This window comes from Halorientalis regularis (genome assembly GCF_023698535.1).
In the GTDB taxonomy this organism is placed as follows: domain Archaea; phylum Halobacteriota; class Halobacteria; order Halobacteriales; family Haloarculaceae; genus Halorientalis; species Halorientalis regularis.
Genome location: NZ_JALJCL010000004.1, coordinates 64,268 through 89,057 on the forward strand (window position 1 = coordinate 64,268; position 24,790 = coordinate 89,057).

Consider the following 24,790-nt stretch of genomic DNA (forward strand, 5'->3'; position numbering starts at 1 on the left):
CCGATAATGAGCAAGCCGAGCCCCGAGGTCTACGAGCAGGGCAAGGGGATGGACGCCCACAACCAGGCGATGCGGGAGATCCGGTCCCGCAAGGACGAAACCTACGACCCGCGCGAGCCCACGCGGGTCTGGATCGACGAGGACAACACGCCCGACGGCGTCTACCAGTCGCTGACGATCATCCTCAACACCGGCGGCTGTCGGTGGGCCCGCGCCGGCGGCTGTACGATGTGTGGCTACGTCGCCGAATCCGTCGAGGGCGGCTCGGTCGCCCACGAGGACCTCATGGCACAGGTCGACGTGTGTCTGGACCACGAGGCTGAGAATGCCGAGGACGAGTCCGGCCTCATCAAGATCTACACCTCCGGGTCCTTCCTCGACGAGCGGGAGGTCCCGGCAGAGACTCGCCAGGCCATCGCCGAGACCTTCTCGGATCGGGACCGCATCGTCGTCGAGTCTCTGCCCGATTTCGTCGACCGCGAGAAGATCGAGGACTTCACGGAACAGGGCCTGGTGACCGACATCGCGGTCGGCCTGGAGACCGCGACCGACCGCGTCCGCCGGGACTGCGTGAACAAGTACTTCGAGTTTTCCGAGTTCGAGCGCGCCGCGGCCGACGCCCGCGACGCCGGCGCAGGCGTCAAGGCCTACCTGCTGATGAAACCACCCTTCCTCTCGGAACCGGACGCCCTCGAAGACATGAAGCGCTCGGTCCGGAAGTGTGCCGCCGTCGAGGGCTGTCACACCGTCTCGATGAACCCCACCAACGTCCAGCGCCACACGATGGTCGAAGACCTCTACCACGACGGGGGCTATCGGCCGCCGTGGCTCTGGTCGGTCGCCGAGGTGCTGGAATCGACCGCCGACGAGGACGTAATCGTCGTCTCCGACCCAGTGGGTCACGGCAGCGACCGCGGGGCCCACAACTGCGGGGAGTGTGACGACCGCGTCCAGAAAGCGATCAAGGACTTCGACCTCCGGCAGGACCCGTCGGTGTTCGAGCAGGTCTCCTGTGCGTGTGAACGGACCTGGGAACTCGTGCTGGAACGGGAGACTGGCTACAACCAGCCGCTCGTACGGTAAGCAGGGCTCACTCTTTCCTGTAATCTACCACGTCGATTACCTCCCGAACGGCCTCGGCAGTGAGATCGCTGTCGCCGACCACGAGGGTCGCGTTTCGTTCACGTGCGACGCCGGCGACGATGGCGTCGATGCCAGTCACTGCGTGTCCGCGCTCCGCGGTCGCTTCGACGACCTCGCCCGTCCGGATCGCGGTCCGTTCGCTGATCGGTTCGATCTCGGCCCACGAGAGCGCCTGGAGTCCGTCACTGACCGTGTGGTCGTCGCCGAGTGCGAAGCCGACGACGAACTCCGCCAGAACGATCGCCGGGACGACGAGGGGTTCCCGCTCGTGTCGTTCCAGAAAGTCCAGCGTCTCGTCGACACCGTGTTCGTAATCGATCAGAAACGAACTGTCGAATATCTTCATGCCCGGTCGGAATCGGTGACGGCGTCGAGCCGATCCGCCATCTGCTCGTCCATCGCCTCTCGGACCGCCTCGACGTGTCCACTCGTGTCCGATCCCGATAGAATACCGAATCCCGTCTCGAAGTCTTTCTCCGACTGTTTCTCGACGAGGCGTTCCAGCACGTCGTTGTAACTCTCGTCGTCCCCCCGGAGACTGTCGAGCCGTTCTTTCACGCTACTCGAAACCCGGATGTGCTCGTTCGCACTTCCCATGATTACGTTAACGTTTACGTAAACGTAAACTCTTCGCCGCCATCGTGTGAGATTTCGCTGGTCGCAAACGCCACCACCAGGCCCCCTGCGATGAGTGACAAAAGACATTTGCCCCGACCGTCGGGACGGTCGATATGCGCCGCCCCGCACTCGTCCTCGCTGCTCTCCTGCTGCTGAGTGGGTGTTCCGGAATCGGTCCCTCGGAGTCGTCGCCCACAGATTCGGTTTCACCGCCACCGACACAGTCTGACACGTCGACCGCCAAACGGTCGCCACCCGATGTGACTGGCTCGAATAGAACTGTCCTGCCGCGCGTGCCGTTTCCGTCCCGTGCACCTGACGGATCGAACGGGGTTTTCCGCTCGCTGACGGTCGGTGATCCGGCGACCAAGCGGTTCGACGGGGCGACCGCTGTGTTCGTCTTGAACGCCGGCCCGAACCGGACGCTGAACGTCACGGTGGCCTACGGTCCGGACAACACTTCGATCTACGAGCGCCGACTCGAGTTCCCGGCCGACGGGATGCTCGCGTTCGAGATGCAGCAGTCGGGACGTTACGCGGTTACCGTCGAACGGGCGAACGACTCGGGAACGATAGTGTTGACCGACGATGATTTCGACTGCAACGATCGGGCTTACGCGATCTGGATCGACGAAACGGGTGGTGTTCGGGACAGTTATATCACGACCCTGCTGGGGTGTGGGACACCGACCGGGTAGCACCCTCAGCTCTCCGGCGGCACCACTACGTCGGGCATGTCGACGACCACGACGGCGACGGCGGCGAGACGGCGGTCCGTCACGGCCACACCCCCGGGACCGGGGTAGTCGACTGGCGGTACTCGTAGCGGGCACGAGCCTGCTGGACGCGTCGTTCAGGGCGACGAGTCATTCAGGCGGCCGTTCGATATGAGTGAGAAAAACTGTTCCGAACGCTCGGACGGTGGCGACCCGTACCGCAGTCAGACACCGCCTTTGGGCTGGCTACTGCCACCGGAGCCACGACCGAGCAGCCCCTTGATCTTCGCTTTGAGTTCGTCGTCGTCGTAGTGACGGAGCAGTGCCCAGGTGGCGATCTGGATACCGACGCCGACGGCGATCATGACGTTGGCCCAGGTCGGGGGTGTCGGGACCGACAGTGCGGCGAGGTCGGCGACGATCCGATCGGTGGCCAGCGCAGCCCACGTGAGGTAGGCTCCCCAGGCCGCGCTGACGAACACGACGACGACCTTCTGGAGGATCACCGCGACGACCGCGCCGATGACCGGCCCGGCGAGGATCACGGGGTCGAGCAGATTCGTCAGCGGACGCATCGACGTGCCGGTGAACACCAGCGCCGCGCCGAAGCCCGTCGCCGCGCCCGGGACCACGAGCATGATCAGGTACACCTTGTTGGCGATGGCGAGGCCGACGAATCCGAGCAGGAGGATTACCGCGACGGTCGGGATGGCCCCGAGACCGGCGGTACTGGCCGCAAAAAAGCCTCCGCCGCCACCCAGCAGGAACCCGAACAGCTTCAGTCCCGTTCGGTAGATGAAGACGCCGCCGACCGTCAGCGCGATTCCGACGAGCAACAGGACGGCCGTGAGTGCGATGTTCGACACCTGAATCACCTACCCGACACGTCGGTCAGCCGACGGATAAGTGTGCTGGGCGGTGGCCGAGCGGGGACGAATGGAGCCGCGAGGCGGTGGCCGAGCGGGGAGGAATGGAGCCGCGAGGCGGGTGACGCGACCACTGGGAGCGTCATCGAACGAACGAGCGCACTACAGCGTGTCGTCCGGGTCGTGTTTTTCCCGTGCCCGCTCGATCTCCGTGCCGAGGCGGATTCAGTTCACCGTCGGTGCCCGGGCCGTGGGACCGCGTGGGCGGTCGCGAGCGACCGCAAGACACTCGCGTCCGCTCGACGAAGGGAACGCATGTCACGGACGGTCGCTGCCCTGCTCGTTCTGGTCGTCCTCGCCGGCTGTCAGGGGGTCGGTGTCGACTCCGAGCAGTCGGCGGTCCCGACCGTCGACGAGGACGTGTTCTCGGGGACCGACGGTGGGGGCGTCGCCGTCCCGACCGTCACGGGCGTCTCGAACGGGTCGGGATCGTGGGGCTCGCTCCCGACGCCGAACGGGTCGACGACGTTCGTCGCTCGAACTGTGACGGTCGCGACCGACCGGCCCGGTGCCGTCGAACCCGTCACCGTCTACGTCTGGAACGACGCGGCTCGGAACCGCTCGGTCGCCGTCCGACTCGGCGTGACCAGGAACCGGACCGCGGTGTACGACCGCACGGTGGCCGTCCCCGCCCGTGGGGCCGTCGAGTTCCAGTTGCGGAGCCCGGCGCGCTACGTCGTCGCGGTCGAAGCCGCCGGCGACCGACACGCGGTCACGCTGACGCGGGCTGACTTCGACTGCAACGTTCGGTCGGCCTGGATCCGGGTGGGGCCGGACGACCGTCTCTCGGACCGGACCATCGCGACGACGATGGCGTGTCGCGCTGCGCGGTGACCGCTATTCCGAGAACCCCTGGAGGACGCCCTGGCCGTCGGTCGGGCCGATATCCGAGAAGGCGGCCCGCTCGGGGTGGGGCATCAGCACGGCGACGGAGTCGCGCTCGCCCAGCACGCCCGCGACGTTGTGTTTCGATCCGTTGGGGTTGGCGTCCTCGGTGACTTCACCGTCTTCGTCGCAGTACCGGAAGAGGATCCGATCCGCGTCTTCGAGTTCCGCCAGCCGTTCGTCCGCGACTTCGAAGCGGCCCTCGCCGTGGGCGATGGGGAGTTCGATGACCTCACCCTCGTCGTAGGCGGCGGTCCAGGGGGTGTCGGCGTTCTCGACGCGGAGGTGGACGTGTTCACACTGGAAGCGGGCGCTCCGGTTGGTGGTGAACGCGCCCGGCGTCAGCCCGGACTCGGAGCCGATCTGTGCGCCGTTACAGACGCCCAACATGGGCGTCCCGTCGTCGGCGGCCTCGCGGACCGCCTCGACGATTGGTGAGCGGGCGGCCATCGCGCCGGCTCGGAGGTAGTCGCCGTAGGAGAAGCCGCCGGGGAAGACGACGCCGCTGGTGTCTTCGGGAAGGCCGTCCTCGTGCCAGACGAGTTCGGCGCCGACGCCGATTTCCTCGAGCGCCTGCACGGCGTCGCGGTCGCAGTTCGACCCGCCGAACTGGATTACCGATACTGTCACGCGAGCCACCTCCTGGTGGCGAGTGTGATCAGGGAACGGGAGGCGAGCGTCCGCCGGACGCGAGCGGGAGCGAGTGAGGTCATGCGTCCCGTTCGGTGACGTCGATCTCGTAGTCGTGGATGGTCGGATTCGCGAGCAGGCGCTCGGCCATCTCGTCGGCGCGCTCGGCGGCCGCGTCGGCGTCGCTCGCGTCCACGTCGATCTCGAACTGGTCGGCCGACCGGAGGTCCGCCAGGTCGAAGCCGAGCCGTTCGAGCTGTCGCTGTGTCGTCTCGGCCTCCGGATCGAGCACCCCGCGTTTCAGCCGGACCGTCACGGTCGCGGTGTACGCAGTCATTGTCGGGAGTGCCGTGACCACCGACGTTAACGCTTGTTATCTCCGCCGGCCGGTCGCGTTCCTTTCTCGGCAGAGAAATCCAAAAGAAACTCACCGATCGTCGGTCCGTTTAAAACACCCTCGACACTGGGGCATCAGGGTTAATCCCGAGTGTCGTGTGGGCAAGTATCATCCCATGACACAGATCAGGGACACCAGTCGCGATATGCGCATCGATCCGGAGTCGTTCGCCGGGGGGTACTTCCGTAACGCCGTCTATCGACACTGGGACCCTCACGAGGATATCCCGCAGGAACTGCTCGAACAGGACCGCGAGCGCCTGCTGGCGTTCGACGACGACGAGGAGGGCTTCGAGGCACTGCGGACGACGCTGGCGCTGTTCGGCGCGGGCGAGGAAGCCGTCACGGAGGACCTGATGCCGCTGGGGATGGTGCTCGAAGACATCGACGACCAGATGTTTCTCTCCACACAGATCTATGAGGAGGCCAAACACACGCAGTTTTTCGACCGCTACTGGCGCGAGGTGATCGATCCCGTCGCCGAGCAGGCGGACGACGCCGAGGTCACCCGGCCAACCGACCAGCGATATTTCCCCGAAGGCTACGTCGAGTTGTTCGACCGGACCGAGGAAGCCATGGAGCGACTGCTGGAGGACGACACGCCCGAGAACCGGGCGAAAGCCTACTGTCACTACCACCTCACCGTCGAGAGCGTGCTGGCCCAGACCGGCTACTACGGTATCTCGGCGCGGTTCAGCGAGACCGGCCCCGAGGTGTACGACGACGGCGTCGACACGCCGGAACTGGAGGGGCTGGTCGAGGGGATCAACTACATCCGCAGTGACGAGGGCCGCCACGTCGGCTTCGGGATGCACAAGGTCCGGCACCTCATCCACGAGGAGGGCGTCGACGAGGGCGTCGTGCAGGACACGCTCATGGACCTGTTGCCGTTCGTCTCCGAGGCCGTCGAGGCGACGCGGACAGAGGACGTGGATCCGACGCCGCTGGTCGAGTACGCGACCGACAAAGTGCGTCGCCGGATCGACGTGCTGACCGAGGAAGACGCCGAACTGCCGCCGGTCGAAGAACTCGTGACGCTCGAAGAGGACCGCGGCGGCACGAGCGCCGACTAGAACGTCTGCCAGCCCTCGGGCTGGTCGGGGAGCCCCTGGATCCGAAGCTGGTGGTCGCCGTCGTCGGTCTGGCGCACGTCGACGCGACCGTCGAACGTCTGTTCGACCGAACTGATCGTCTGTTCGTCCTGTGCGGTCGGGTCGATCACACAGGTCGCCAGCCCCTCCGCCGACCGGACGCGGCCGGTGACCGTGTGGAGGAACCGGTAGACTGGCTGGAGTTCGTCGGCGTACATCAACAGCGTCGAGATCGAGAACAGCCCGATCCGCACGCGTTCGACGCCCTCCGTGTACAGCCCCTCGTACAGCGAGGAGAACTCGATGCCGATGCCGGTCAGATCGCTCGGCGAGCGCACGGTCCGGACGTTCTCGTCGGCGTTGTCGTTGCCCGACGAGTTACATTCGATGACGGCCATCCGTCCCCTGTCGAACGTACCGCCGACTCCGGTGTAGTCCTTCAGGATCGACTCGGCCGTGTCATCGGCGGCGACCAGAACGAGCCCTTCGTCGGCCAGTTCGCCGGCCGCCAGCATCTGCAACGCGACCGCTTTCGTCCCGGCGAACGGCGGGCCTGCGACGAGCAGGTTCGTCCCCGGCCGAACCGATTCGATGGGGAGTCCCCCGAACCGGTACCGCTGTTCGGCGTCCTGACTCATCCGTCCTCGACCTCCGTCTGTGCCGCCTGGAGCTTTCGTCTGAGATCGAGCTGTTCGGCCGCCTCGTCGGCCAGCAACCTGATGCAGCCGATCTCGTCGTCCGTGAACGCCCGTGGCTCGTCGTCGGTGAGACAGAAACTCCCGAGCGCCGCACCGTCGGGGCCGTGCAGCGGTGCGCCGACGTACGACCGGATATTCAGTCGGTCCAGCGCGTCGTTGTGTTCGAAGCGTGGATCGTCGTGGGTGTCCTCGACGACCATCACGTCGGGTTCGAGAATGGCGTGGGTACACATCGTGTTCTCCCGCTCCAACGGATCGAGATCCGCACCCTGGCAGGAGAAGAACCGTTCCTCGTGCTCGCCGAGGACACCGACGAACACCTTGTCAACGTCGATGTAGTGGGCCGCCAGTTCCGTCAGGCGGTCGAGCGCCGCCTGGGTCGCAGCGTCTTCCACGTCGTACCGTTCGAGCGCCGCCAGCCGTGCGTCCTCGTCGTCGGGCAGCGGGTACCCGACCTGACTCCGGCGTGTGACGAGCTCGTCGATCAACTCCCGCAGCCGCTCGTGTGCATTCGGCGTCCCGCTGGGGAGATACTCGGCGACCAGTCCCTCGAAGGCCGTCGTGTCGATCTCGCTCGTCGCCACGCCGGTAAAGAGGATACAGGGTGTATCGGGCGCCGTCTCCCGGACCGTCGCGAACAGTTCCAGCCCGGTCCCGTCGGGGAGATCGTACGCCGTGACGACGCAGTCCACGGTGGTCGTCGCCAGCGTCTCCGTCGCCTCGTCGAGACTCGCGGCCTCGCGAACGTCGAGGCCGGCTTCTGACAGCGCCTCCGCTGTGGCTGTCCGAGCGTCGTCGGCGTACAGCACAGTGACCGCCATGTCCTACTGAATAGAGCTAACTGTGCCAGGGTACAAATGTCTGTGCCAGCCTCACGTCCCCGAGACGACGATTGTGTCCCCGGGTCGACAGTACCTCGAAAAACAACTTTTTTCGCCGGGCGTTGCCGAGAGAGACCATGACTGTCGTCGCCAGCGCTAGCAGGTGGTCACCGTGAAAAAACACAAACTGACTGAGATTACCGTCGTCGGCGAAGACGACACCGGCCTCATCGCGAACGTCACCTCGCTGCTGTTCGAGCGGGGCATCAACATCGAGGACCTCGACCAGGCCGTCCGGGAGGGGGTCTTCCGGATGACCATGCACGTCGACACCTCGGAGATGGTCTGTACCGAGGAGAAACTCCGGGAGGACGCCGACGAACTCGGCGAGGAACTGGGTGTCGACATCCAGGTCCGGTTCCCCGCCGAGCGCGAGACCCAGACCATGGCCGTCCTGGTCACCAAGGAGTCTCACTGCCTGGAGGCCATCTTCGAGTCCTGGGCCAACGGTGACCTGGGCGCGGACGTGAGCGTCGTCATCGGGAACCACCCCGACCTGCGGCCGCTGGCCGAGAAGTACGACGTACCCTTCCACGACATCGGCGACGAGAAGGGCAACCCCGACGAGGACCACCTGCTCGACCTCCTCCAGGAGTACGAGGTCGACCTCGTCGTACTGGCCCGGTACATGCGCATCCTCAGCCCGGACGTGGTCTTTCGCTACGAGAACAGGATCATCAACGTCCATCCCTCACTGCTCCCCGCGTTCCCCGGCGCGTCGGCGTACATGCAGGCCATCGAGGAGGGTGTCCGCATCGCGGGCGTCACCGCCCACTACGTCACGACCGACCTCGACCAGGGCCCGATCATCACCCAGCGAGCGTTCAACGTGCCCGACGACGCCAGCGAGGAGGACCTCCAGCGCATCGGCCAGCCGCTGGAAGCCGAAGCGCTCATCGAGGCGATCAAGCTCCACCTCAACGACGCCGTCTCGGTCCATCGCGGCCGGACGACGCTCCGTGACGACCTCGACACCGACGACGTGCAACTGGGGTCGCCGGAGGTGCTCGACGACGCCAATCCCGACCGGCCCATCGACGGCCTCGGGGAGATCGTGGCGAATCAGGGTGGAGAGGAGAGCGAGGCCGACGATTGAGCGGAGCGAAAGAGGAGGCCTCGAAATCGCGAACGGGGAACGAAGTGACCCGTGAGCAGCGAGGCCGACGACTGACGGGAGGACGAGCGTAGCGAGGCCGACGAATGTGCGAGCGGGGAACGGAGTGGCCCGCGAGCAGACGCAGTGAATGAGTCAGCCTCGAAGTGGAACGACGAACCGTCAGCCGCCGAACCGCATCCGGTTCCTAATTAAATACCGAATTTCATCGGGTGCATTTATTATGTCGGCTGTGAAAACTACAGTGACGATGGTGTCGAACAAATTGACCGAACTGGGGGGTGTCGTCCTCATCTTCGCCGGGATGCTGACCGTGGGCTATCTGACGCAGGACGACAGATTCGGGTTCATCGTGCCGCTCCTGTTCGTGATGAACATGGGCGTCGGAATCTCCGGGATGGGGCTGCTCGCGCTCTCGAAGCCGAAACTCGCGCCGGTCGGGGGCGTCGTCGCGATAGCGCTGTCGGTCACGACGTTCCACCTGATCTGGAGCGCACCGCTGTGGATCGTTCCGACGGCGGTCGGGGGCGTCCTCTGTATCGTCGGTCCGATCTCCGCACGCTTCGTCCGACCTCGGATCTCCGGGTCCGGATCGGGCTCCTAGAGGCGCTGGACGGTCTCGACGGCCTCGGAGAGTGACGGCGCGTCGAACAGATCCCGACCGATGTAGGCGTTCGTTCCGGCCGTGTAGAGGTCTCTGGCGGCGTCGACGACGTGATCCGGGAGTGGTTCGGGGTCGCGCTCACAGAGTGCCTTCCAGTCGGCCACGTCCTCGGCTTTGGCCTGGTCCTTGGCCGCGGCGACGGCCTCGACCCACTCGGGCTGGGTCCGCTTGTGGTACTGTCGGATCACTTCCTTCGAGACCTCCTGGCCGTCGTAGGAGAAGCGGTTCTCGTCGAAGGTGCCGACCACGTCGGCGACCCGGATCTCGCCGTCGTAGTGGAAACACTCGATCTTGCCGTCCTCGTGGACCAGGCCGACCTCGCCGGCGCGCTCGGTGACGACTTCGTTGACGGAACGCGCGAGGGCGTCCAGTTTATCGATGTCGACCGGGCCGGCGATCCGGTCGGCCGCCTGGCGGTCGAGATACCGGTCGGATTCCTCCAGTTTCGTCGAGAACTCCACGACCGGCTCGGGGAGGTCCACCACTTCGTCGGGCCACTCGTCGTAGTCGAGGTCGAAGTCGGCGGGGTCGGCGCGGGACCGCAGGCTCGACCCGACGGGGACGGTGTTGCGGAAGACGATTTCGAGGGGGATCAGGTGGTTCTCGCCGGCCTCGGCGTAGTAGGCGTCGTAGTCGTACTCGCGGCCGTCGTGGGGCAGGTCCGGGACCTGCGTGAGTTCGATGGCCATCTCACGGGGCGGCTCGGCGACCTCGGCGAGCGGGACGGCCTCGCCGCCGCTGACGACGCCCTCGTAGTGGGTCGGGACGCCCGCGTCTTCGAGTAACTCGAAGTTGTACGCGCCCATCGCACAGAGACTGGCCCCCTTGTTCGGGATGTCGTCGGGCATCTTCCCCCAGTCGAACACGGAGTAGTCGTCGGTGAACACGAACGCGCCCCGGCCCAGTTCGGTGGCCGTGGCCGCCCGGTCGACGCGGAAGTCCTTGACGCTCGTCATCGGTCCCACCCCGTCGGTCCGCGGCCAACCGCAGGCGTGGCTGGTATAGCAGTCATTATCTGGAGGTCCCCGCGGCGTCACTAAGGGATTACTATCGCCGCCTTCGCGGGTCGCATCGACGCCGGCTCGCCCACCACCCGTCGTGATTGCACGCGGTTTTCGTGTGGAATCAAAACTGAAAATTCGGGGCGAACCTACAAGATGATTTGTGGCCGATGGTCTATAGCACGGATGCTGGCGAACGCGCTGTGGGCGGGTTGGTACCTGTTCAGTACGGTGGTGATGGCGGCTTTCGCGTACGTGTACTGGACGAACCGGAACGTCCGGGGACTGGAGTACCTGCTCGCCGCCGCGGTGCTGGGGAGTCTGCAGTCACTGCTGTACCTGCTCTCGCTGGTCGCGCCGACGGTGACGACGAAGGTGATCTTCTGGAAGCTGTTCGGCGTCCTCGCGGCGGTCGTCGTCTTCCTCTGGTACCTGTTCGTGGTCGCCTGGACCGAGCGGGCGGTGCTGGCCCGGCGCTCGACGCTCGCGCTGGCTGGCGGCCCGCTGGCGGTCAGCGTCGGCCTGCTCGTGACCAACACCGCACCGGCGGTGCCGGGACTGCACTCGCTGTACTGGTCGTCGGCGTCGGTCGCCGCGCCCGGGGGATTCTTCTCGCCCATCGTCTTCACGACCGGGCCGGCCGCGCTCGCCCAGAGTCTCTACTCGCTGGGCCTGCTGGTCGGTAGCGTCGGCCTGCTCGTCGCCTTCACGCTGCGCTCGGATCAGCGGCTCTACCGCTGGCGCAACACGATGCTCGTCCTGGGCGGGGCGTCCGGCCTCCTCTTCGCCGTCGGGTTCGCCTTCCTCGACCTCCCCTACGAACCCCATCCCCTGGTGTACGTCCTGGCCAACAGTTTCGTCGTCCTCGGGGTGGTCCGCTTCGGCGACTACGACGTGGTGTCCCTGCCCGAGAACAGCCTCATCGAGGCCATCGACGGGGCCATCCTCGTCTACAGCGTCGACGGGACCGTCATCGAGTTGAACGAGGCGGCGAAACTCGTCCTCGGCCTGACCGACGAGGCCGTCGGTCGCGGCATCGTCGGCGTGGTCGAACTCGCCGAGCCGTTGCCCGGCGTCCGCGGTAGCGCGGCCGGCGCCGCCGCGTCGCCCGCCGGGGTCGCCGACCTGCTCGACGGCCACGAGTTCACGACCGCGATCAACGGCGGCTCCCGCACCTTCGTGGTCCGTGTCTCCCGCCTGGACGACGACGGCGACCACCTCGGGTGGACGGTGCTGTGTTACGACGTGACCGACCTCCGGCAGAAACAGCAGGAACTCGACCTGCTCAAGCAGGTCCTCTCCCGCGTCCTCCGGCACAACGTCCGCAACGACCTCTCGGTAGTCAAGGCCAACGCCCAGATGCTCGCCGAGGACACCTCCGGCCTGCAGGCCGAACGGCTCCAGACCATCATGGACAAGAGCGACAACTTGCTCGACGCCAGCGAGAAGGCCCGAACCGTCGAGAAACTCCTCTCGGGCGAGCGCACCCGCAGCGAGTTCGACGTGACCGAACTGGCCACCGAGGCCATCGAGACTACCCGCCGAGAGTTCCCAGGCGTCTCCTTCGAGACCGACCTGCCCGACACCTGCCCCGTCCACGCCCACTGGGCAGTCTCCCACGCCGTCGAGAACGTGATCGAGAACGCCGCCATGCACAACGATTCCGACGACCCACAGGTCGTCGTCACCGCCGATTGCGGCGACGACCACGCGACCCTCCGGGTGGCCGACAACGGCCCCGGCATCCCCTACAAGGAGATCGAGGTCCTCGAACGCCGCGAGGAGACCGCCCTCGAACACGGCTCTAGCGTGGGCCTCTGGCTGGTCGACTGGATCGTCGACCTCTCGCAGGGCACCATCGAGTTCGAGAACACCGACCGTGGCTGTACCGTCACGCTCGACCTGGAGGCCGCCATCCCCGACGCCGACGTGGACGACGAGGAGGCGACCGATCTGAACCTCGGGATCGGGGCCGACGACGACTAGAACCCACTTTTTACTGCGGGGGGTTCGCGACGCGAACCCCCCATCTGCTCACGGGCGGCGAAGCCGCCCGTTCGCATGGTATGAGGGACTTTCGGTCCCTCACTATCGCAAAAACTCGGGGAAAAACGACGGAACTCGCGCCAGCGGCGCGAGTTCCGCGAACCGCGCTCCCTTCGTCGCCAGCGCGTAGCGCCGGCTGCCAGCGGGACCTTCGGTCCCGCCCTGGTCGCGCGGATGCCAGTAATTTCCAGTGAAACGGCTGATCCAGTGAGCATGCGTATTCATCAGAGTTGTCGATCAGAATCCACAACTGTCTATAGAAAATACGGCACAAATATGCCCTCCCGCCGTACTGTCATTGGGTCAGTTGGAGTTGCCGCTTTGGGTGGACTCGGTGCTTGGTTGTGGTTAACTCCCGCAACAGGATATGTCCAAGAGAAATCGATCGAGGCAAGATACCGAGAAGGGAGCCAATTGCATAGTGAATCGGTTATAACCGTCACTCTCAGCAACCCACCCGGCTCCGACTCGCCTCAAATCAACTGGCTACACGATGATTGGCGGGACCGGTTTGAATCCCCTTCTACCCCCGTAGTTTCTGAATCGCTACATAATGATCTCCAACAAGTCTACGAAGAGGTACGCTATGTCGTCGGAGTTTGTAGCCCATCATGGGGTGAGGACGAGACGACGACAGGCTGTTACAATGCGAGTGCAGGTCGAGAAGATTTCAACCGCGTTCAAGTCCACGACCGCGTGAGCGCCTCCAAAACCACCAACGCTGGCCTCTCAATACACAGCGTTAAGGGAAAGTGGTCGTTCGATGAAACGTAACCGGTAGACTCTCTGTATCGGTCACGGCACGACTGACAGCGGCCAAGTAGTTCTCCGAGACGCTGCTGCATAGAGGGCGCTTATTTCAGACAAGGATTCCCTGCTGACTCTCAGATGAGTGCTGTCCAAACAATCACTAAACAGCACGCTTAGCTGAGCTGTGTGGTGTTTTGATACTGGTAGCCACCGAACCCGAGAACCGGGTAGAAAATGAACGAGAGAAACATGAGTCCGAGGCCGAACAGGACCCCCCTGTTGAACTTCTCAGCGACGTTGATGCTGATTTTCCCCAAGGCAAAGAAGTTGATTACGGGAACGAAAAACAGGAGAAACCACCACCATGCGTTTCCGCTTATTCTGTTCAAGACGTATAGGTTGTATATCGGGATGATTCCAGCCCATCCCGGTTCACCGGCCTTCTCAAACGTTTTCCAGAACCCGGCGAAAATCACGATAGTGACGGCCAACACAGCGAGCGGTTCGATGATTCCGTTAGCATTAGTCTGCAACGGAACAATCGCGTTCAGTACTGATATCATCAATTGGATTATTCAGCCCCGTTATTGAAGAAGTCAGGTCGCTGTTTCTGAGAGAGAAACCGTACGAGTGTGTCTATGACAGTGGAGAAATAGAAACCGACTGGTGTCCAAATGAGCCTCCAACGGCATAGATTAGTAGTTTTGATACTCCCAATGATCGTTCTTGCAGGTTGTTCCGGTGCTCCAACTCAGTACCCAGAAGATGCTTCGGGGCCGACGCATATTGAATTAAAAAACTGTTTCGGAGATCGGGATGTAACTGTCCAGTTGACTGTGACATATGTCGATACTGACGAGATTGTTCACGATGTTGACCACCGGGTTGCCGAGGGGTTCTGTAGCGATATGGGTCAAGAACTCAACGTGCATGAAGTGTGGACCGATGCGGGGCAGTACCGTGTCCAGGCAACCATAGTAAATGGCACTGGTTCATTTAATCGCACGTTCCAGGTTACCCCCTCACAGAGCGACGAAGCGGGCGACGACCTCCAACTTGTAGCCACCTCCGATGGGTTCGACTCCGCCGTTGACCCGGAAGGAGCGATTAGTGATGCGACACCTACCCGTGCCCCTGAGGATCATTCCACCGCAGCGAAGACTTCCACACCCGCAAACGCGAGTACGACAGCGACAGTGGAGTGAGTCCGCGTATATGTACATACTTGATCTATACTGACCGATATACTCGCTGTGAGCGGGACCAGCCCAACGAGCAGCGAGACGACACCGTAGCCTGCCCAGCTGAGCCGTCTGGTACGTGTCTGCTCGACGGAGACGAGTCCCAGATCGGCACCCCAGTTCATCGGCGGGCGAAGCGCCTCGTGTGAGCCGGTGCGTGCCAGCCAGAGCAAAAACAGCCCGATGGCCGATGCAGCGGTGCCGAGTGCCGCCGTAACGAGCGAGTCGGTCGAGACCATGCGGAGACGATACAGCTGACTTACCGGACCCGCCACGTATATGACGGTCCCACCCATGCCATGTAGCAATGTCTGATGCGGTCACGCCGTCGGTCCCGCGGGGCGAGTTCGACTTCGAGCACCGCCCGGAGACCGACCAGTCGTTCGAGAACGCCCTCGCGAAGGCCCGGGCCGGCGACCGACTCGCCGTCGCCGACGCCATCGAACTCCTCACCACCGGCACCGACCGGCCGGGGATCGACCGGGCACGCAAAGAGCGCGTCCTCGAAGCCGCCGACCGCCGCCGCGCCGAGGTCGTCGGCGAGGAAGTCACCTTCGTCGCCAACCTGAACAACAACGTCACCACCGCCTGCAACACCGGCTGTCTGTTCTGTAACTTCAAGGACCGCTCCGAGCAGTTCCGGACGAGCTATCAGGAAGATCACGGCGGGTTCACCAAGACGCCCGCCGAGTCACGCGAGATCGTCGCCGACGCCGTCGAACGGGGCATCTACGAGGTCACCTCCGTCTCGGGACTCCACCCCGCCTTCGCGCTCGACGACGAACACCGCGAAATCCTCGAATCGAGCGACCGGGGCGACCTGAACTACCGGCCGCCTGCCGAGTACGAAAAAGACCCCGGGAACTACGTCGAACAGATCGAGGCGATGAGCGTCGACGGCGTCCACGTTCACTCGATAACGCCCGAGGAGGCCTACCACGCCCGTCGCGGGACCGACTGGTCCTACGAAGAAGTGTTCCGGCGGCTGAAAGCGGCGGGCCTCGACTCGGTGCCGGGGACCGCCGCGGAGATCCTGGTGGACGAGGTGCGGGAGGTCATCTGTCCGGGGAAGATCGGGACCGACGAGTGGCTGGAAGCGATGGAGGCGGCCGCCACCGTCGGCCTCGACACGACGGCGACGATCATGTACGGCCACGTCGAGAACGAGGCCCACCGCGCCCTGCACCTGGATCGGGTCCGGGACCTCCAGGACCGGACCGGGGCGATCACGGAGTTCGTCCCTCTCTCTTTCGTCCACGAGGAGACGCCCCTGGCCGAGCGCGGGATGGTGACCGACGGCGCGACGAGACACGAGGACGAGTTGATGATCGCCGTCTCGCGGCTCTACCTGGACAATATCGAACACCTCCAGTCCTCGTGGGTGAAGTACGGCGACGCCCAGGGACTGAAGATGCTCACCTGCGGGGCCGACGACTTCATGGGGACGATTCTCTCCGAGGAGATCACCAAGCGCGCCGGCGGCGGCTTCGGCGAGTGTCGCTCCGTCCGGGAGTACGCCGACATGATCGCCGCCGTCGGCCGCATCCCGGTCGAACGCTCGACGGACTACGAACAGCGCCGCCGCGTCGACCCCGGCGCGGACACCCTCGGCCCGCGACTCGGCCCGCAGGCAGACGGCACGCCACTCGTCCCGGACCACTGATCGATCGTCGGCGATCCGACCGCGAACGGGGCCTGTTCGACTGCCGCCGACCATTTATAACTGCATTCCTTCAGGAACGAATGCGTATAAATCCACTTTGAATAGGCGGGTCAAAAGCCAATACGGTCCCCCTCTATCCGGGAGATGCGGACGGGCCGATTGGAGTGTACGGCCCAGGAATCCCTGATTCGGTGGCTGTCGCCGCCGATCGATTCCCTATCCCCCCTTCTCCACTTCCGACCGGCAAAAGAAATATCTCACAGTTGGTAGTACGATGCCACGATGCGACACGTAACGGTTCGGCTCTCGCTGGAAGCGCCGCAGTTCCACCCGTTCGTAGGGGAGTTGCTGGCCGACCCCGTGGTGTCCGTCCAGCGTGTCCACCGGGCGGACCTCCTCGACGACGGGACCCTCGTCGTCCTCGCGGAGGGACACGGTGATCGGGAGCGGTTCGAGTCCATCGTCGGAGCCGCGGACCCGGTTCGGGAGTGCAGTCTCTCCGGGGAGCGCACGTGGTACGCCTACCTCTCCATCGATCCGACGGAGTTCGCGCGGACGCTGATGCAGACCCGCCGCTCCTCCGACGTGTTCGTCAAGTGGCCCATCAGTATCGTCGATCAGAAGACCGTCGAGGTGACCTACGTCGGGCACGACAGCGGGTTCCGCGAGAAACTCGCGGAGTTGCCCGAGGCCATCGACGTAGAGATCGTCCGGACCGGCACCTCCTACCCCGACGCCGCGCAACTGCTGGAGAAGTTGACCGAGCGCCAGCGCGAGATCTTCACGGTCGCCGTCGAGCAGGGCTATTACGCGGACCCGCGACGAGCCACTCACCAGGAACTGGCCGACGAACTGTACTGCTCGGCCGCCAACGTCGGCGAACACCTCCGGAAGATCGAGGCGACCGTGTTCCGCGAACTCCGCGCGCTGGACGGCACCCCGGACCTCGACGGGAACGACGCGGCCAGCTCCGTGAGCGATCGCTGAACGCGGGTCGAACTGCGGCACGTCGGTCGCCGCGTCCTCCCGCGGTCGGAACTCGAACCGGGCACCGCCGCGGTCACCGTGTCCCTCGGTGTCCCCGTTCGTCGCCGACCTGCAGTCGGGTACCGCAGTCGCGCTCTCGACTGCGCTGTCGGCCACTGATACGTCCCGCCCGCCGACCACGAAACGGCCGGTGGCGCCACCGCGAACGGGATCGTATACGGCGTGAATTCCCAGGCTATCTTCGGTAACAGCGACCGACCGCTGATTGCCTTCTCTGTCGCTGCGCAAGCATCAACCGCGTGTTCAGTTTCCGATTCTGCTCATCAGAACTATCGGAGACGAGAATCGGAAAAACTCGGATGAGGATCAATCTGACGGGACGCTCGCCGGATTCGTACCGTGGTCGCGGACGGTCCGGAATCGCTCACCGGCCGTATCGGGGGCGTCGATGGCGTCGGCGATCCGGTCCGAGAGCCACTCGTCGGTCGCGTAGCGGTCGTACACGGGCAGGCGCTCCCGCAGGGGCACGCCCGCGTGGTCGGCGACGGCCTGGAGTTCGTCCAGCCCGGGCCACTCGTAGTCGGGGTTGACGTGATCGACGGTGACCGGCGACACGCCACCGAGGTCGTCGATGCCACAATCCACCACCTCGCGGGCGGGCGCGAGGTTCGGCGGCACCTGCACGCTCACGGACTCGGGCAGACAGTGGCGGGCCATCGCGACCGTCCGCCGGAGCGTGTCGACCGTCGGTGAGCCGCCGTGCCAGCGCTCGTTGTCGACGACCGGCTGGACGATCACTTCCTGCACGTGCCCGTAGCGCTCGTCGAGCTCGCGGATCGCCAGCAGCGACTCGGCCCTGTCCGCCCAGTCCTCGCCGATACCGACGAGGATCCCCGTGGTGAAGGGCACGTCGAGTTCGCCCGCCGTCCGGATGGTGCGGAGCCGCTGCCCCGGGTTCTTGGCACGAGGGCCGCCGTGGGCCTGTACCTCGGCGGTGGTCTCTAGCATGACCCCCATCGAGGCGTTCAGGTCCGCGACCTCGCCCATCTGTTCGCGGGTCTGGTCGCCGGGATTTGCGTGGGGGAGCAGCCCCTCCTCCAGCGCGATTTCACAGGCCTCCCGGAGGTACGTGTGGATCGACTCGTGCCCCCACTCCTCGAGCTGGCCGTGGATCTCGTCGTACCGGTCGTCGGGGTCGTCGCCGAAGGTGAAGAGCGCCTCCGTACAGCCCGCGTCGGCCCCGCGACGGACCGTCTCCCGGATCTCTTCGGGACTCATGAGCGTGGCCTGCCCCGGCGGGTCGTAGTAGGTGCAGTACGTGCAGGTGTACCGACAGGCCGTCGTCAGCGGAACGAACACGTTCCGACAGAACGAGAGTTCGGGCGCCGGGTCCACGTCCGCGGGCGTCACGTCGAGCAGTCGATCGATATCCTCGTCGCTGACGGTCACGTCGACGCCGTACTCGTCGGTCCCCGGGATCACAGGTCCCGGTCGGAGTGGGCCGACCTTTACTCTTGTGCGCGCCGCAGTGTCGCGCGCCTGTCCGCGCCCGCCATCTCGAACCCCGCTTCGACCAGCCACTCCCGGGCCCGTCCCTCGCCGTGTAACAGCACCTCCACGAGGTCGTCGGACTCGTCCACGTCGGTCGCGAGGCGGAAGCTGTCGACCTCCCTCACGTCGGCACCGACGGCACGGGCCGCCTCGCGGTGGTCGCGGATCGACACACCGTGGTAGTCCGTCCGGAACCCGGGGTGGCGGGTCACGATGGCGTTGGTCCCGCCGCCACGGCCCGGAGCCAGCACCACGTCACCCTCGGCCGCGAACAGTCGGTCGAGTGCGGCCGGCGTCGCCAGCGCCAGATCGGCCATGACGATCCCCACGCGTTCGGCACCGTCGTCGAAGGCATCGTCGAGCGCGGCGTTCACGGCCTTGGTCAGGGGTCGGTCGTCGATCCTGACGGGGGCGTCCACGTCGACGGCCGCCGTCGCGAGGACCTCGGGGTCGTGGCCACTCTCCTGAATCGCGTCGAGTACGTCCGCACACATTGCCCGAGCGAACGCCGTCCGTTCGGCGGCAGCGAGTGTCCCCGCGAGCCGGGTTTTCGGCTCGTCGACGGCCAGGGGGACGAGAACGTCCATCAGCGTAGTTTGTCGTAGTCGTCCTGCTGGTTGCGCCAGTACCAGACACCGCCGCCGATCAGTGCCAGCATGAGGATGCCCACGCCGCCGTAGATCAGCAACTGGGTCGTCTGCTGGGACTGCTCGGCCTGCTGGGCTGCCTCCTGGGCGCTGTTTGCCTCCCGGATTGCGCTCGCGAACTGCCCACTGTTGTAGAACTCGATGGCGCTCTGGTAGTCGGTCCGGGCCGAATCCGAGACGCTCCCGGCCTCGTCGATGGCCGTCTTCGCCTGATTGATCTGCTTGCGGGCCTGCTTGCTGTTTTCGGTGTAGTACGGGACGTTGATCGTGTCGATCTTCGTCTCACCGCTGTCGGTCACGCGGTAGAGCGTGATCGCCGAGAGGTTCTGCTGGGGATCGTAACTGTACTCGGTCCGGTTGGGCATGGTACCCGAGATGGTGAGCGTGACCGACTCGTCGTCGTCGCCCTGACTCACCGCGGTCTCGATGCTCGAGCCGGACCCACTCTCGTTGGCGATGCCCGCCCCGCCGAACTTCCGCTTGCTGATTTGCCAGGTCCGGTCACCGGTCAGGTTCGTCTCCGCACGCAGCGTCCACTCGCTGGGCGCGTCCGTGTAGAGGTCGTCCAGCGTGACCGTCACGCTCGTCCCGGTCTCGACCGTGACCTCCTCGGGCACGCTGTCTTCGGACACCGTGACGGCCGCTGCTGTCCCAACCGCGCCAACGACCGCAACCGCGAGCAGTACGAATACGATACTCCGTTTAGAACAGGGGATCGAGTTCATCATCATCGTCCTCGACTAACTCCTCTAAATTCGCTTTGCTTTCCTGCCGGATTTCGTCGATGTTGTCCTGGGCCTCGATGGCCACCTGCTGGAGTTCCTTGATCCGGGGCACGTTGTGGACGCCCGATAGCAGGATCACACTGGCGACGTATCCCGATTCAGGGACCGGATAGTCGCCACCACGGACCTCCATGCTGCCGGTCTGCTCTTCGAGCCACTTCCGACCGCGCTCGATGCCTTTCCGGTTGAGGTGTTTCGGCGGGCCACTCAACACGAGCAGCGCCCGTTCGGCCCCGTCGATCTCACAGGGCAGCGTCAACCGTCCCAGCGCCGCTTTCCGGACGAGGCTGGTGATGCGGTTCGTGGTGTTCGCGGTGTCCATCCCGTCGTCGGTGTCGTCGCCTTTGAACCGCGAGAGCAACCCGCCGCCGCCCTCCTCGGGCTCGACCTCCTCGGCGGCGTAGCCGACCGTCGAGACGCCGCCGCCCGCGAGCGTGTTGATGATCTCGCTGGAGTCCACGACGCTCTCTGCGACCGCGCCACCCTGTTCGACCTCCCCAGCGCCGAAGAGGATGCCGAAGCGCTTGACGATCTCGTCGTTGATCTCGTCGTAGCCACCCTGGACGGACTCGCCGGATTTCCGCCAGGCGTCGTTGTCGAACACCAGCAGGTTGTCGACCTCCCGGACGAACGTCTGGAAGGATCGAGCGGCGTTGAGCGTGTAGATACCACCCTCGTCGCCGCCGGGCAGCACGCCCATGCCGTACACGGGCTCGGTGTAGATACGTTTGAGATGCTTCGCCAGGACGGGGGAGCCCCCCGACCCGGTCCCGCCGCCGAGGCCGGCGACGATGAGGAAGGCGTCGACTTCGTGAACCGGGATGTTGTCGATCGCACCCTGGACCTCGTCGATGTCTTCCTCGGCGATCTCGGCACCGAGTTCGTTGTCGGCACCGACACCGTGTCCTTTCACCCGGGCCTGTCCGATCAACACCCGGTTGTCTTCCGGTACGCGTTCCAGTCCAAGTAGGTCGGCTTTAGCGGTATTGACGGCGACCGCGGAGCGGACGATCCCGCTCCCGGTTCGCTCGTCGTACTCCAGGAACTTGTCGACGATTTTCCCGCCCGCCTGGCCGAAACCGATCATCGCGAGTTTCATGACTCGTCTCCGTGTGGGAGGAAACAGTCACATTACGGCTATAAGTTTTACCCCCAAATATCAGCAAATAGAATGCCGAGTTCAACACACAACCACCTGAAAGCAGCCCGGTTAATCGGGGCTTAGCGCCCGGAAAAATGGGTGCTTACGCCCGCGCGTCCAGGTATTCTCCCAGTGTGGTCAGGTCCTGGCGGTCGACACCGAAGGCCGCGATGTCGTTGTCGCTGGTCGTGTTGTCGAACTTCAGCGACCGGTACTGATCGCCCCCCATCGGGAACCCGGGGAGCGACCCCGCGATCTTGAGGCCGACGCCCGCCAGCCCCATCGGCACGGGGAGGATCACACTACCCCGGACCATCTTGGCGATCTCCCGGAGCGACAGGACCTCGGGCCCGCCGATCTCGTAGGTCTCGCCGACGTGATCGTCCTCGACAGCCACCGCGAGCATCGGCACCAGATCGCCGACCCAGACCGGCTGGAAGTTCGTCTTCTTGCCGCCGCCGGGCAGCGGCGCGAGACCGGGCGGCGTGAGCTTCTTCGTGAACGAGACGAACTCGCCGCCCTCACCGAACACGACCGAGGGACGGAAGATCACCCAGTCCAACTCCGAGGCAGTCACGATGTCCTCGGCCTGGCCTTTCGCCTGGATGTAGGCCGTCGGCCCGTCCGGGTCGGCACCCAGCGCGCTCACGTGGACGAGTCGGTCCACGCCGTGTTCCTCGGCCGCCTGGACGACGTGGCGGGCCCCCTCCGTGTGAACCTCGAAGTGTTTCTCGTTGCCGCCCTTGGGCTTGAACAGCGGCGAGAGCGCGACCAGATACACCACTGCGTCCATGCCCTCGAAGGCCCCTTCGATGGAGTCGTAGGCCGTCACGTCGCCCGATACCGTGTCGACACCGGTCGGGAGGCCGTCCCCGGACGGGTCCCGGGAGAGAACCGTCACGTCGTGGCCACGGTCGTGTAACTCCCTGCTCAAGTTCGTCCCGATGAAACCACTGCCGCCGACGACGAGAACATTCATACGAGCCACTGTTCGTTTTATATATGTTTAAAAGTATCGTGCGACCAGTCAGGTACCCCACGGTGGGCGGACGAGGCGGTGTTTTCAGGGGCTGGGAACCGTCCGCAGGCATATCCGGTCTGCCGGGGGATTTCGGGTATGACACTCGTCGTTCCGTTCGACGGGTCGCCGCTGGCCGAGGCGGCGCTGGTCCGTGCGACGGAGTTCGGCATCGTCTTCGAGGAAGACGTACTGGCCATCAGCGTGATTCCGAAGGAAAACGCCGAGTACGCGCGCGACCACGACTGGATCGAAGCCGACGAGGACCCGGAGCTAAAGACCGTCGTCTCGCGGCTCCACCGACAGGTGACCGACCTGTGCCCGACCGCGAACTTCCGGCACCGCGTCGTCGACAAACGCGCCCCGTCGGGCGAGATCGCCAACCGCCTGCGGTCGGTGGCCGAACACGAGGACGCCTCGATGGTGTTCATCGGCAGCGAGAACGCGGGTCATCTGGTCACCTCGCTGTCCAGCGTCGGCAGTAGCCTCGCCGCCGAGGAGTCCTACGACGTGGTCATCGTCCGGGACCGTAGCCCCGCCAAGATCGCGAAGCTGAAAGACGCCTCGCCCCACCGGAAGGGCAAATCCGACTTCTACCTCCCGGACTGAGCGGGAACGGCCGATTTACAAGTACCGACCGCCCAGCACTCGTATGCTCATCACGCTGGAGGGGATCGACGGCAGCGGCAAGACCACCGTCTGGGAGGGCCTGCGCGGGGAACTCGACGGCGGGGTCACCTTCACGCGCGAGCCCACCGACTCCTGGTACGGCGAGGCCGTCGCCCGCTCCATCGGCGACGACGACGCCGACCCGCTCGCGGAACTGTTCCTCTACACCGCCGACCACGCCGACCACCTCTCGCGGGTCGTCAAGCCCGCGCTAGAGGCCGGCGATCTGGTGATCTCCGACCGCTACTCGGATTCGCGGTACGCCTACCAGGGCGCGACCCTCGAGGGGACCATCGACGACCCGATGGCCTACGTCCAGCGCGTCCACGACCCGTTCACGCGCGCGCCCGATCTGACGCTTTACTTCGACGTGGACCCCGAGACGGGTGCCGACCGGAGCGGTGCGACCAACAAGTTCGAGGCCGCGGACTATCTCGCCCGCGTGCAGGACAACTACGAACGATTGATCGAGACCGACCCGGACCGGTTCGTCCGGATCGATGCCACCCAGTCACCCGAGGCGGTCCTCGCGACCGCGCGCGACGAGATCGAGCGCCGGCGCTAGGTTCGCTGCCGCCGGTTGTCCGGAACGCTCACGTCGTCGGGTGCGGGCATCCAGAAGAAGTCGAACGCGATGCCGACCGCGAGGGGCACCAGCACCGTCAACGCCAGCACGGTGCTGGCGCTCCCGAGGTTCGGGCCCAGCACCGACCCGAGCAGGATCGTCGTCCCGACCAGCGGGACGGGCGTGAGGACGACGGCGTAGAGCGCACTCCCCCACTGCGTGTTCAGCCGGACGCGGAAAAACCGGGTCGCCAGCGCCGCGATGGCAGTGTTGAGTCCCACGATGACCAGCAACCCGGCGATGTCGACGGCCGAGACCATACCCCGTGTACGGCCCGGGACGCCTTGGGGGTGTCGAATTCCCAACCCCATCGCGTTTAAGCGCCGTCGCGTCCTGTGTAAGGCCATGCACCGGGTCGTCGACGAGGGATTCCGCGAGCGCGCTCGGGAGGGTGCCGAGCGAGCGGTCGACCGGGCGGTCGCGGCCGCCGAAGCAGTACCGGATCCCGACCCGAGCGACGTGTTCGATTTCGCGTACGAGACACTGCCGCCGCGGCTGGCGACCCAGCGTGAGGCGATCCGCGACCGTCACGGCGACGAGTAACGGGCCACGCTCCGGCGGCTCGCCATTAGCCGACTACTCCAGACAAATGTAAGTTCGCGTGTCCGCGACCCCGTCGAGGTCGCGCACGTCCGTCGCGACTGAGTGCATCACGTCGTAGACCTCCTCGCCCTGGGCCTCGATGATGATATCGTACTTCCCGGCGACGATGTGTGCCTCGGTGACCCCCGGGAGCGACCGCGTCGCTTCCAGGAGCGCCTCCGATTTGCCCGCCGCCGTCTTCACCATGATGTAGGCCCGGACCATGGCCCATGCTACTCCACCACACATCAAAAGCTTTTATGCGGACGCGACGCCGCCACGTCCCCGAATCGACGGGTCGCCGGGATAGCTTTAAGCCGTC

29 protein-coding genes are annotated in these 24,790 nt (G+C 65.1%); 13 read left to right on the forward strand and 16 right to left on the reverse strand.

Going from position 1 to position 24,790, the window contains the following annotated elements; translation table 11 throughout:
- Positions 1-6 precede the first annotated feature (6 nt).
- Complete coding sequence (locus MU521_RS06065) at positions 7-1,083, forward strand: archaeosine biosynthesis radical SAM protein RaSEA (protein ID WP_092688594.1); 1,077 nt, start codon at positions 7-9, stop codon at positions 1,081-1,083.
- 7 nt (positions 1,084-1,090) lie between these two features.
- Here MU521_RS06065 and MU521_RS06070 read toward each other — a convergent pair whose 3' ends face one another.
- On the reverse strand, positions 1,091-1,489 hold the full coding sequence (locus tag MU521_RS06070) for a PIN domain-containing protein (RefSeq protein WP_092688597.1): 399 nt from the start codon (positions 1,487-1,489) through the stop codon (positions 1,091-1,093).
- Positions 1,486-1,740, reverse strand: a complete 255-nt coding sequence (locus tag MU521_RS06075; RefSeq protein WP_175452779.1) for an antitoxin VapB family protein — start codon at positions 1,738-1,740, stop codon at positions 1,486-1,488. Before MU521_RS06075 ends, MU521_RS06070 begins: the two co-directional genes overlap by 4 nt.
- Positions 1,741-2,021: 281 nt before the next feature.
- On the opposite strand from MU521_RS06075, the gene MU521_RS06080 reads away from it, so the two are divergent.
- Positions 2,022-2,459, forward strand: a complete 438-nt coding sequence (locus tag MU521_RS06080) for an Ig-like domain-containing protein (RefSeq protein ID WP_139171057.1) — start codon at positions 2,022-2,024, stop codon at positions 2,457-2,459.
- Positions 2,460-2,701: 242 nt separating this feature from the next.
- Here MU521_RS06080 and MU521_RS06085 read toward each other — a convergent pair whose 3' ends face one another.
- Positions 2,702-3,352 (reverse strand): hypothetical protein, encoded by a 651-nt coding sequence (locus MU521_RS06085; RefSeq protein ID WP_092688606.1) that lies wholly within the window; start codon positions 3,350-3,352, stop codon positions 2,702-2,704.
- Between the two features lie 306 nt (positions 3,353-3,658).
- On the opposite strand from MU521_RS06085, the gene MU521_RS06090 reads away from it, so the two are divergent.
- Positions 3,659-4,237, forward strand: a complete 579-nt coding sequence (locus MU521_RS06090) for a hypothetical protein (protein WP_092688609.1) — start codon at positions 3,659-3,661, stop codon at positions 4,235-4,237.
- 3 nt (positions 4,238-4,240) lie between these two features.
- On the opposite strand, the gene purQ is transcribed toward MU521_RS06090, so the two are convergent.
- Positions 4,241-4,918 (reverse strand): phosphoribosylformylglycinamidine synthase I, encoded by a 678-nt coding sequence (gene purQ / locus MU521_RS06095; protein ID WP_092688612.1) that lies wholly within the window; start codon positions 4,916-4,918, stop codon positions 4,241-4,243.
- Positions 4,919-4,997: 79 nt separating this feature from the next.
- Positions 4,998-5,255 (reverse strand): phosphoribosylformylglycinamidine synthase subunit PurS, encoded by a 258-nt coding sequence (gene purS / locus MU521_RS06100; RefSeq protein ID WP_092688615.1) that lies wholly within the window; start codon positions 5,253-5,255, stop codon positions 4,998-5,000.
- 175 nt (positions 5,256-5,430) lie between these two features.
- Here purS and MU521_RS06105 point away from each other — a divergent pair, with 175 nt between their 5' ends.
- Positions 5,431-6,387 carry a ferritin family protein gene (locus MU521_RS06105; RefSeq protein WP_217630107.1) on the forward strand — a complete coding sequence of 319 codons (957 nt, stop codon included), beginning with the start codon at positions 5,431-5,433 and terminating at the stop codon, positions 6,385-6,387.
- Here the strand turns inward: MU521_RS06105 and MU521_RS06110 are convergent.
- Together MU521_RS06110 and MU521_RS06115 are read right to left on the reverse strand one after the other, a co-directional pair.
- Positions 6,384-7,043, reverse strand: a complete 660-nt coding sequence (locus MU521_RS06110; RefSeq protein WP_092688618.1) for an RAD55 family ATPase — start codon at positions 7,041-7,043, stop codon at positions 6,384-6,386. The two genes, MU521_RS06105 and MU521_RS06110, sit on opposite strands and share 4 nt — an antisense overlap.
- Entirely contained in the window at positions 7,040-7,924 is an 885-nt protein-coding gene (locus MU521_RS06115; RefSeq protein ID WP_092688621.1) for a GAF domain-containing protein, read from the reverse strand. Before MU521_RS06115 ends, MU521_RS06110 begins: the two co-directional genes overlap by 4 nt.
- Before the next feature lie 172 nt (positions 7,925-8,096).
- On the opposite strand from MU521_RS06115, the gene MU521_RS06120 reads away from it, so the two are divergent.
- Positions 8,097-9,080, forward strand: a complete 984-nt coding sequence (locus MU521_RS06120; protein ID WP_092689316.1) for a formyltetrahydrofolate deformylase — start codon at positions 8,097-8,099, stop codon at positions 9,078-9,080.
- A 268-nt stretch (positions 9,081-9,348) separates the two neighbouring features.
- Entirely contained in the window at positions 9,349-9,702 is a 354-nt protein-coding gene (locus tag MU521_RS06125) for a hypothetical protein (protein WP_092688624.1), read from the forward strand.
- Here the strand turns inward: MU521_RS06125 and MU521_RS06130 are convergent.
- Positions 9,699-10,718 carry a phosphoribosylaminoimidazolesuccinocarboxamide synthase gene (locus tag MU521_RS06130; protein ID WP_092688627.1) on the reverse strand — a complete coding sequence of 340 codons (1,020 nt, stop codon included), beginning with the start codon at positions 10,716-10,718 and terminating at the stop codon, positions 9,699-9,701. The two genes, MU521_RS06125 and MU521_RS06130, sit on opposite strands and share 4 nt — an antisense overlap.
- A 231-nt stretch (positions 10,719-10,949) precedes the next feature.
- Between MU521_RS06130 and MU521_RS06135 the strand changes: the two genes are divergently transcribed.
- The gene (locus tag MU521_RS06135) at positions 10,950-12,749 is read left to right on the forward strand and encodes a sensor histidine kinase (RefSeq protein WP_175452780.1); all 1,800 of its coding nucleotides are present in this window, start codon (positions 10,950-10,952) and stop codon (positions 12,747-12,749) included.
- Between the two features lie 983 nt (positions 12,750-13,732).
- On the opposite strand, the gene MU521_RS06140 is transcribed toward MU521_RS06135, so the two are convergent.
- Positions 13,733-14,122 (reverse strand): DUF5684 domain-containing protein, encoded by a 390-nt coding sequence (locus MU521_RS06140; RefSeq protein ID WP_092688635.1) that lies wholly within the window; start codon positions 14,120-14,122, stop codon positions 13,733-13,735.
- Between the two features lie 111 nt (positions 14,123-14,233).
- On the opposite strand from MU521_RS06140, the gene MU521_RS06145 reads away from it, so the two are divergent.
- From MU521_RS06145 to MU521_RS06155, 3 genes are all read left to right on the forward strand, one after another.
- Positions 14,234-14,764 (forward strand): hypothetical protein, encoded by a 531-nt coding sequence (locus tag MU521_RS06145; protein WP_139171058.1) that lies wholly within the window; start codon positions 14,234-14,236, stop codon positions 14,762-14,764.
- A 343-nt stretch (positions 14,765-15,107) separates the two neighbouring features.
- On the forward strand, positions 15,108-16,463 hold the full coding sequence (gene cofH / locus MU521_RS06150; protein ID WP_092688640.1) for a 7,8-didemethyl-8-hydroxy-5-deazariboflavin synthase subunit CofH: 1,356 nt from the start codon (positions 15,108-15,110) through the stop codon (positions 16,461-16,463).
- A 282-nt stretch (positions 16,464-16,745) separates the two neighbouring features.
- Positions 16,746-17,450: a helix-turn-helix domain-containing protein gene (locus tag MU521_RS06155; protein WP_092688643.1), complete on the forward strand. Its 705-nt coding sequence runs from the start codon at positions 16,746-16,748 to the stop codon at positions 17,448-17,450.
- A 366-nt stretch (positions 17,451-17,816) separates the two neighbouring features.
- Here the strand turns inward: MU521_RS06155 and cofG are convergent, their stop codons facing one another.
- The 5 genes from cofG to MU521_RS06180 form a co-directional block, all read right to left on the reverse strand.
- Positions 17,817-18,932 (reverse strand): 7,8-didemethyl-8-hydroxy-5-deazariboflavin synthase subunit CofG, encoded by a 1,116-nt coding sequence (gene cofG / locus MU521_RS06160; protein ID WP_092688646.1) that lies wholly within the window; start codon positions 18,930-18,932, stop codon positions 17,817-17,819.
- Between the two features lie 26 nt (positions 18,933-18,958).
- Entirely contained in the window at positions 18,959-19,588 is a 630-nt protein-coding gene (cofC, locus tag MU521_RS06165) for a 2-phospho-L-lactate guanylyltransferase (protein WP_092688649.1), read from the reverse strand.
- Positions 19,588-20,373, reverse strand: a complete 786-nt coding sequence (locus tag MU521_RS06170) for a hypothetical protein (protein WP_092688652.1) — start codon at positions 20,371-20,373, stop codon at positions 19,588-19,590. The genes cofC and MU521_RS06170 overlap by 1 nt, the downstream gene beginning before the upstream one ends.
- Positions 20,351-21,532: a tubulin/FtsZ family protein gene (locus MU521_RS06175; protein WP_092688655.1), complete on the reverse strand. Its 1,182-nt coding sequence runs from the start codon at positions 21,530-21,532 to the stop codon at positions 20,351-20,353. The genes MU521_RS06170 and MU521_RS06175 overlap by 23 nt, the downstream gene beginning before the upstream one ends.
- Positions 21,533-21,677: 145 nt before the next feature.
- Entirely contained in the window at positions 21,678-22,553 is an 876-nt protein-coding gene (locus tag MU521_RS06180) for a complex I NDUFA9 subunit family protein (RefSeq protein ID WP_092688658.1), read from the reverse strand.
- 138 nt (positions 22,554-22,691) lie between these two features.
- Here MU521_RS06180 and MU521_RS06185 point away from each other — a divergent pair, with 138 nt between their 5' ends.
- Both MU521_RS06185 and tmk read left to right on the forward strand, forming a co-directional pair.
- Entirely contained in the window at positions 22,692-23,201 is a 510-nt protein-coding gene (locus MU521_RS06185; protein ID WP_092688661.1) for a universal stress protein, read from the forward strand.
- Positions 23,202-23,244: 43 nt separating this feature from the next.
- On the forward strand, positions 23,245-23,826 hold the full coding sequence (gene tmk, locus MU521_RS06190) for a dTMP kinase (RefSeq protein WP_092688664.1): 582 nt from the start codon (positions 23,245-23,247) through the stop codon (positions 23,824-23,826).
- Here the strand turns inward: tmk and MU521_RS06195 are convergent.
- A complete protein-coding gene (locus MU521_RS06195) occupies positions 23,823-24,146 on the reverse strand; it encodes a DUF7991 family protein (protein ID WP_092688667.1) in 324 nt (107 codons plus the stop codon). The two genes, tmk and MU521_RS06195, sit on opposite strands and share 4 nt — an antisense overlap.
- A gap of 85 nt (positions 24,147-24,231) precedes the next feature.
- Here MU521_RS06195 and MU521_RS06200 point away from each other — a divergent pair, with 85 nt between their 5' ends.
- Positions 24,232-24,429, forward strand: a complete 198-nt coding sequence (locus MU521_RS06200) for a hypothetical protein (RefSeq protein WP_092688670.1) — start codon at positions 24,232-24,234, stop codon at positions 24,427-24,429.
- A 33-nt stretch (positions 24,430-24,462) separates the two neighbouring features.
- Here MU521_RS06200 and MU521_RS06205 read toward each other — a convergent pair whose 3' ends face one another.
- Positions 24,463-24,693, reverse strand: a complete 231-nt coding sequence (locus MU521_RS06205) for an Lrp/AsnC family transcriptional regulator (protein WP_092688673.1) — start codon at positions 24,691-24,693, stop codon at positions 24,463-24,465.
- Between the last annotated feature and the right edge of the window lie 97 nt (positions 24,694-24,790).

Excerpts from the sequence above, each read along its gene's own strand:
- MU521_RS06065 (WP_092688594.1), top strand. The coding sequence starts at position 7 with ATGAGCAAGCCGAGCCCCGAGGTCTACGAGCAGGGCAAGGGGATGGAC.
- MU521_RS06070 (WP_092688597.1), bottom strand. The coding sequence starts at position 1,489 with ATGAAGATATTCGACAGTTCGTTTCTGATCGATTACGAACACGGTGTC.
- MU521_RS06075 (WP_175452779.1), bottom strand. The coding sequence starts at position 1,740 with ATGGGAAGTGCGAACGAGCACATCCGGGTTTCGAGTAGCGTGAAAGAA.
- MU521_RS06090 (WP_092688609.1), top strand. The coding sequence starts at position 3,659 with ATGTCACGGACGGTCGCTGCCCTGCTCGTTCTGGTCGTCCTCGCCGGC.
- purS (WP_092688615.1), bottom strand. The coding sequence starts at position 5,255 with ATGACTGCGTACACCGCGACCGTGACGGTCCGGCTGAAACGCGGGGTG.
- MU521_RS06105 (WP_217630107.1), top strand. The coding sequence starts at position 5,431 with ATGACACAGATCAGGGACACCAGTCGCGATATGCGCATCGATCCGGAG.
- MU521_RS06110 (WP_092688618.1), bottom strand. The coding sequence starts at position 7,043 with ATGAGTCAGGACGCCGAACAGCGGTACCGGTTCGGGGGACTCCCCATC.
- MU521_RS06115 (WP_092688621.1), bottom strand. The coding sequence starts at position 7,924 with ATGGCGGTCACTGTGCTGTACGCCGACGACGCTCGGACAGCCACAGCG.
- MU521_RS06125 (WP_092688624.1), top strand. The coding sequence starts at position 9,349 with ATGGTGTCGAACAAATTGACCGAACTGGGGGGTGTCGTCCTCATCTTC.
- MU521_RS06130 (WP_092688627.1), bottom strand. The coding sequence starts at position 10,718 with ATGACGAGCGTCAAGGACTTCCGCGTCGACCGGGCGGCCACGGCCACC.
- MU521_RS06135 (WP_175452780.1), top strand. The coding sequence starts at position 10,950 with ATGCTGGCGAACGCGCTGTGGGCGGGTTGGTACCTGTTCAGTACGGTG.
- MU521_RS06140 (WP_092688635.1), bottom strand. The coding sequence starts at position 14,122 with ATGATATCAGTACTGAACGCGATTGTTCCGTTGCAGACTAATGCTAAC.
- MU521_RS06145 (WP_139171058.1), top strand. The coding sequence starts at position 14,234 with ATGAGCCTCCAACGGCATAGATTAGTAGTTTTGATACTCCCAATGATC.
- cofH (WP_092688640.1), top strand. The coding sequence starts at position 15,108 with ATGTCTGATGCGGTCACGCCGTCGGTCCCGCGGGGCGAGTTCGACTTC.
- MU521_RS06155 (WP_092688643.1), top strand. The coding sequence starts at position 16,746 with ATGCGACACGTAACGGTTCGGCTCTCGCTGGAAGCGCCGCAGTTCCAC.
- cofC (WP_092688649.1), bottom strand. The coding sequence starts at position 19,588 with ATGGACGTTCTCGTCCCCCTGGCCGTCGACGAGCCGAAAACCCGGCTC.
- MU521_RS06170 (WP_092688652.1), bottom strand. The coding sequence starts at position 20,373 with ATGAACTCGATCCCCTGTTCTAAACGGAGTATCGTATTCGTACTGCTC.
- MU521_RS06175 (WP_092688655.1), bottom strand. The coding sequence starts at position 21,532 with ATGAAACTCGCGATGATCGGTTTCGGCCAGGCGGGCGGGAAAATCGTC.
- MU521_RS06180 (WP_092688658.1), bottom strand. The coding sequence starts at position 22,553 with ATGAATGTTCTCGTCGTCGGCGGCAGTGGTTTCATCGGGACGAACTTG.
- MU521_RS06185 (WP_092688661.1), top strand. The coding sequence starts at position 22,692 with ATGACACTCGTCGTTCCGTTCGACGGGTCGCCGCTGGCCGAGGCGGCG.
- tmk (WP_092688664.1), top strand. The coding sequence starts at position 23,245 with ATGCTCATCACGCTGGAGGGGATCGACGGCAGCGGCAAGACCACCGTC.
- MU521_RS06195 (WP_092688667.1), bottom strand. The coding sequence starts at position 24,146 with ATGGTCTCGGCCGTCGACATCGCCGGGTTGCTGGTCATCGTGGGACTC.
- MU521_RS06200 (WP_092688670.1), top strand. The coding sequence starts at position 24,232 with ATGCACCGGGTCGTCGACGAGGGATTCCGCGAGCGCGCTCGGGAGGGT.
- MU521_RS06205 (WP_092688673.1), bottom strand. The coding sequence starts at position 24,693 with ATGGTCCGGGCCTACATCATGGTGAAGACGGCGGCGGGCAAATCGGAG.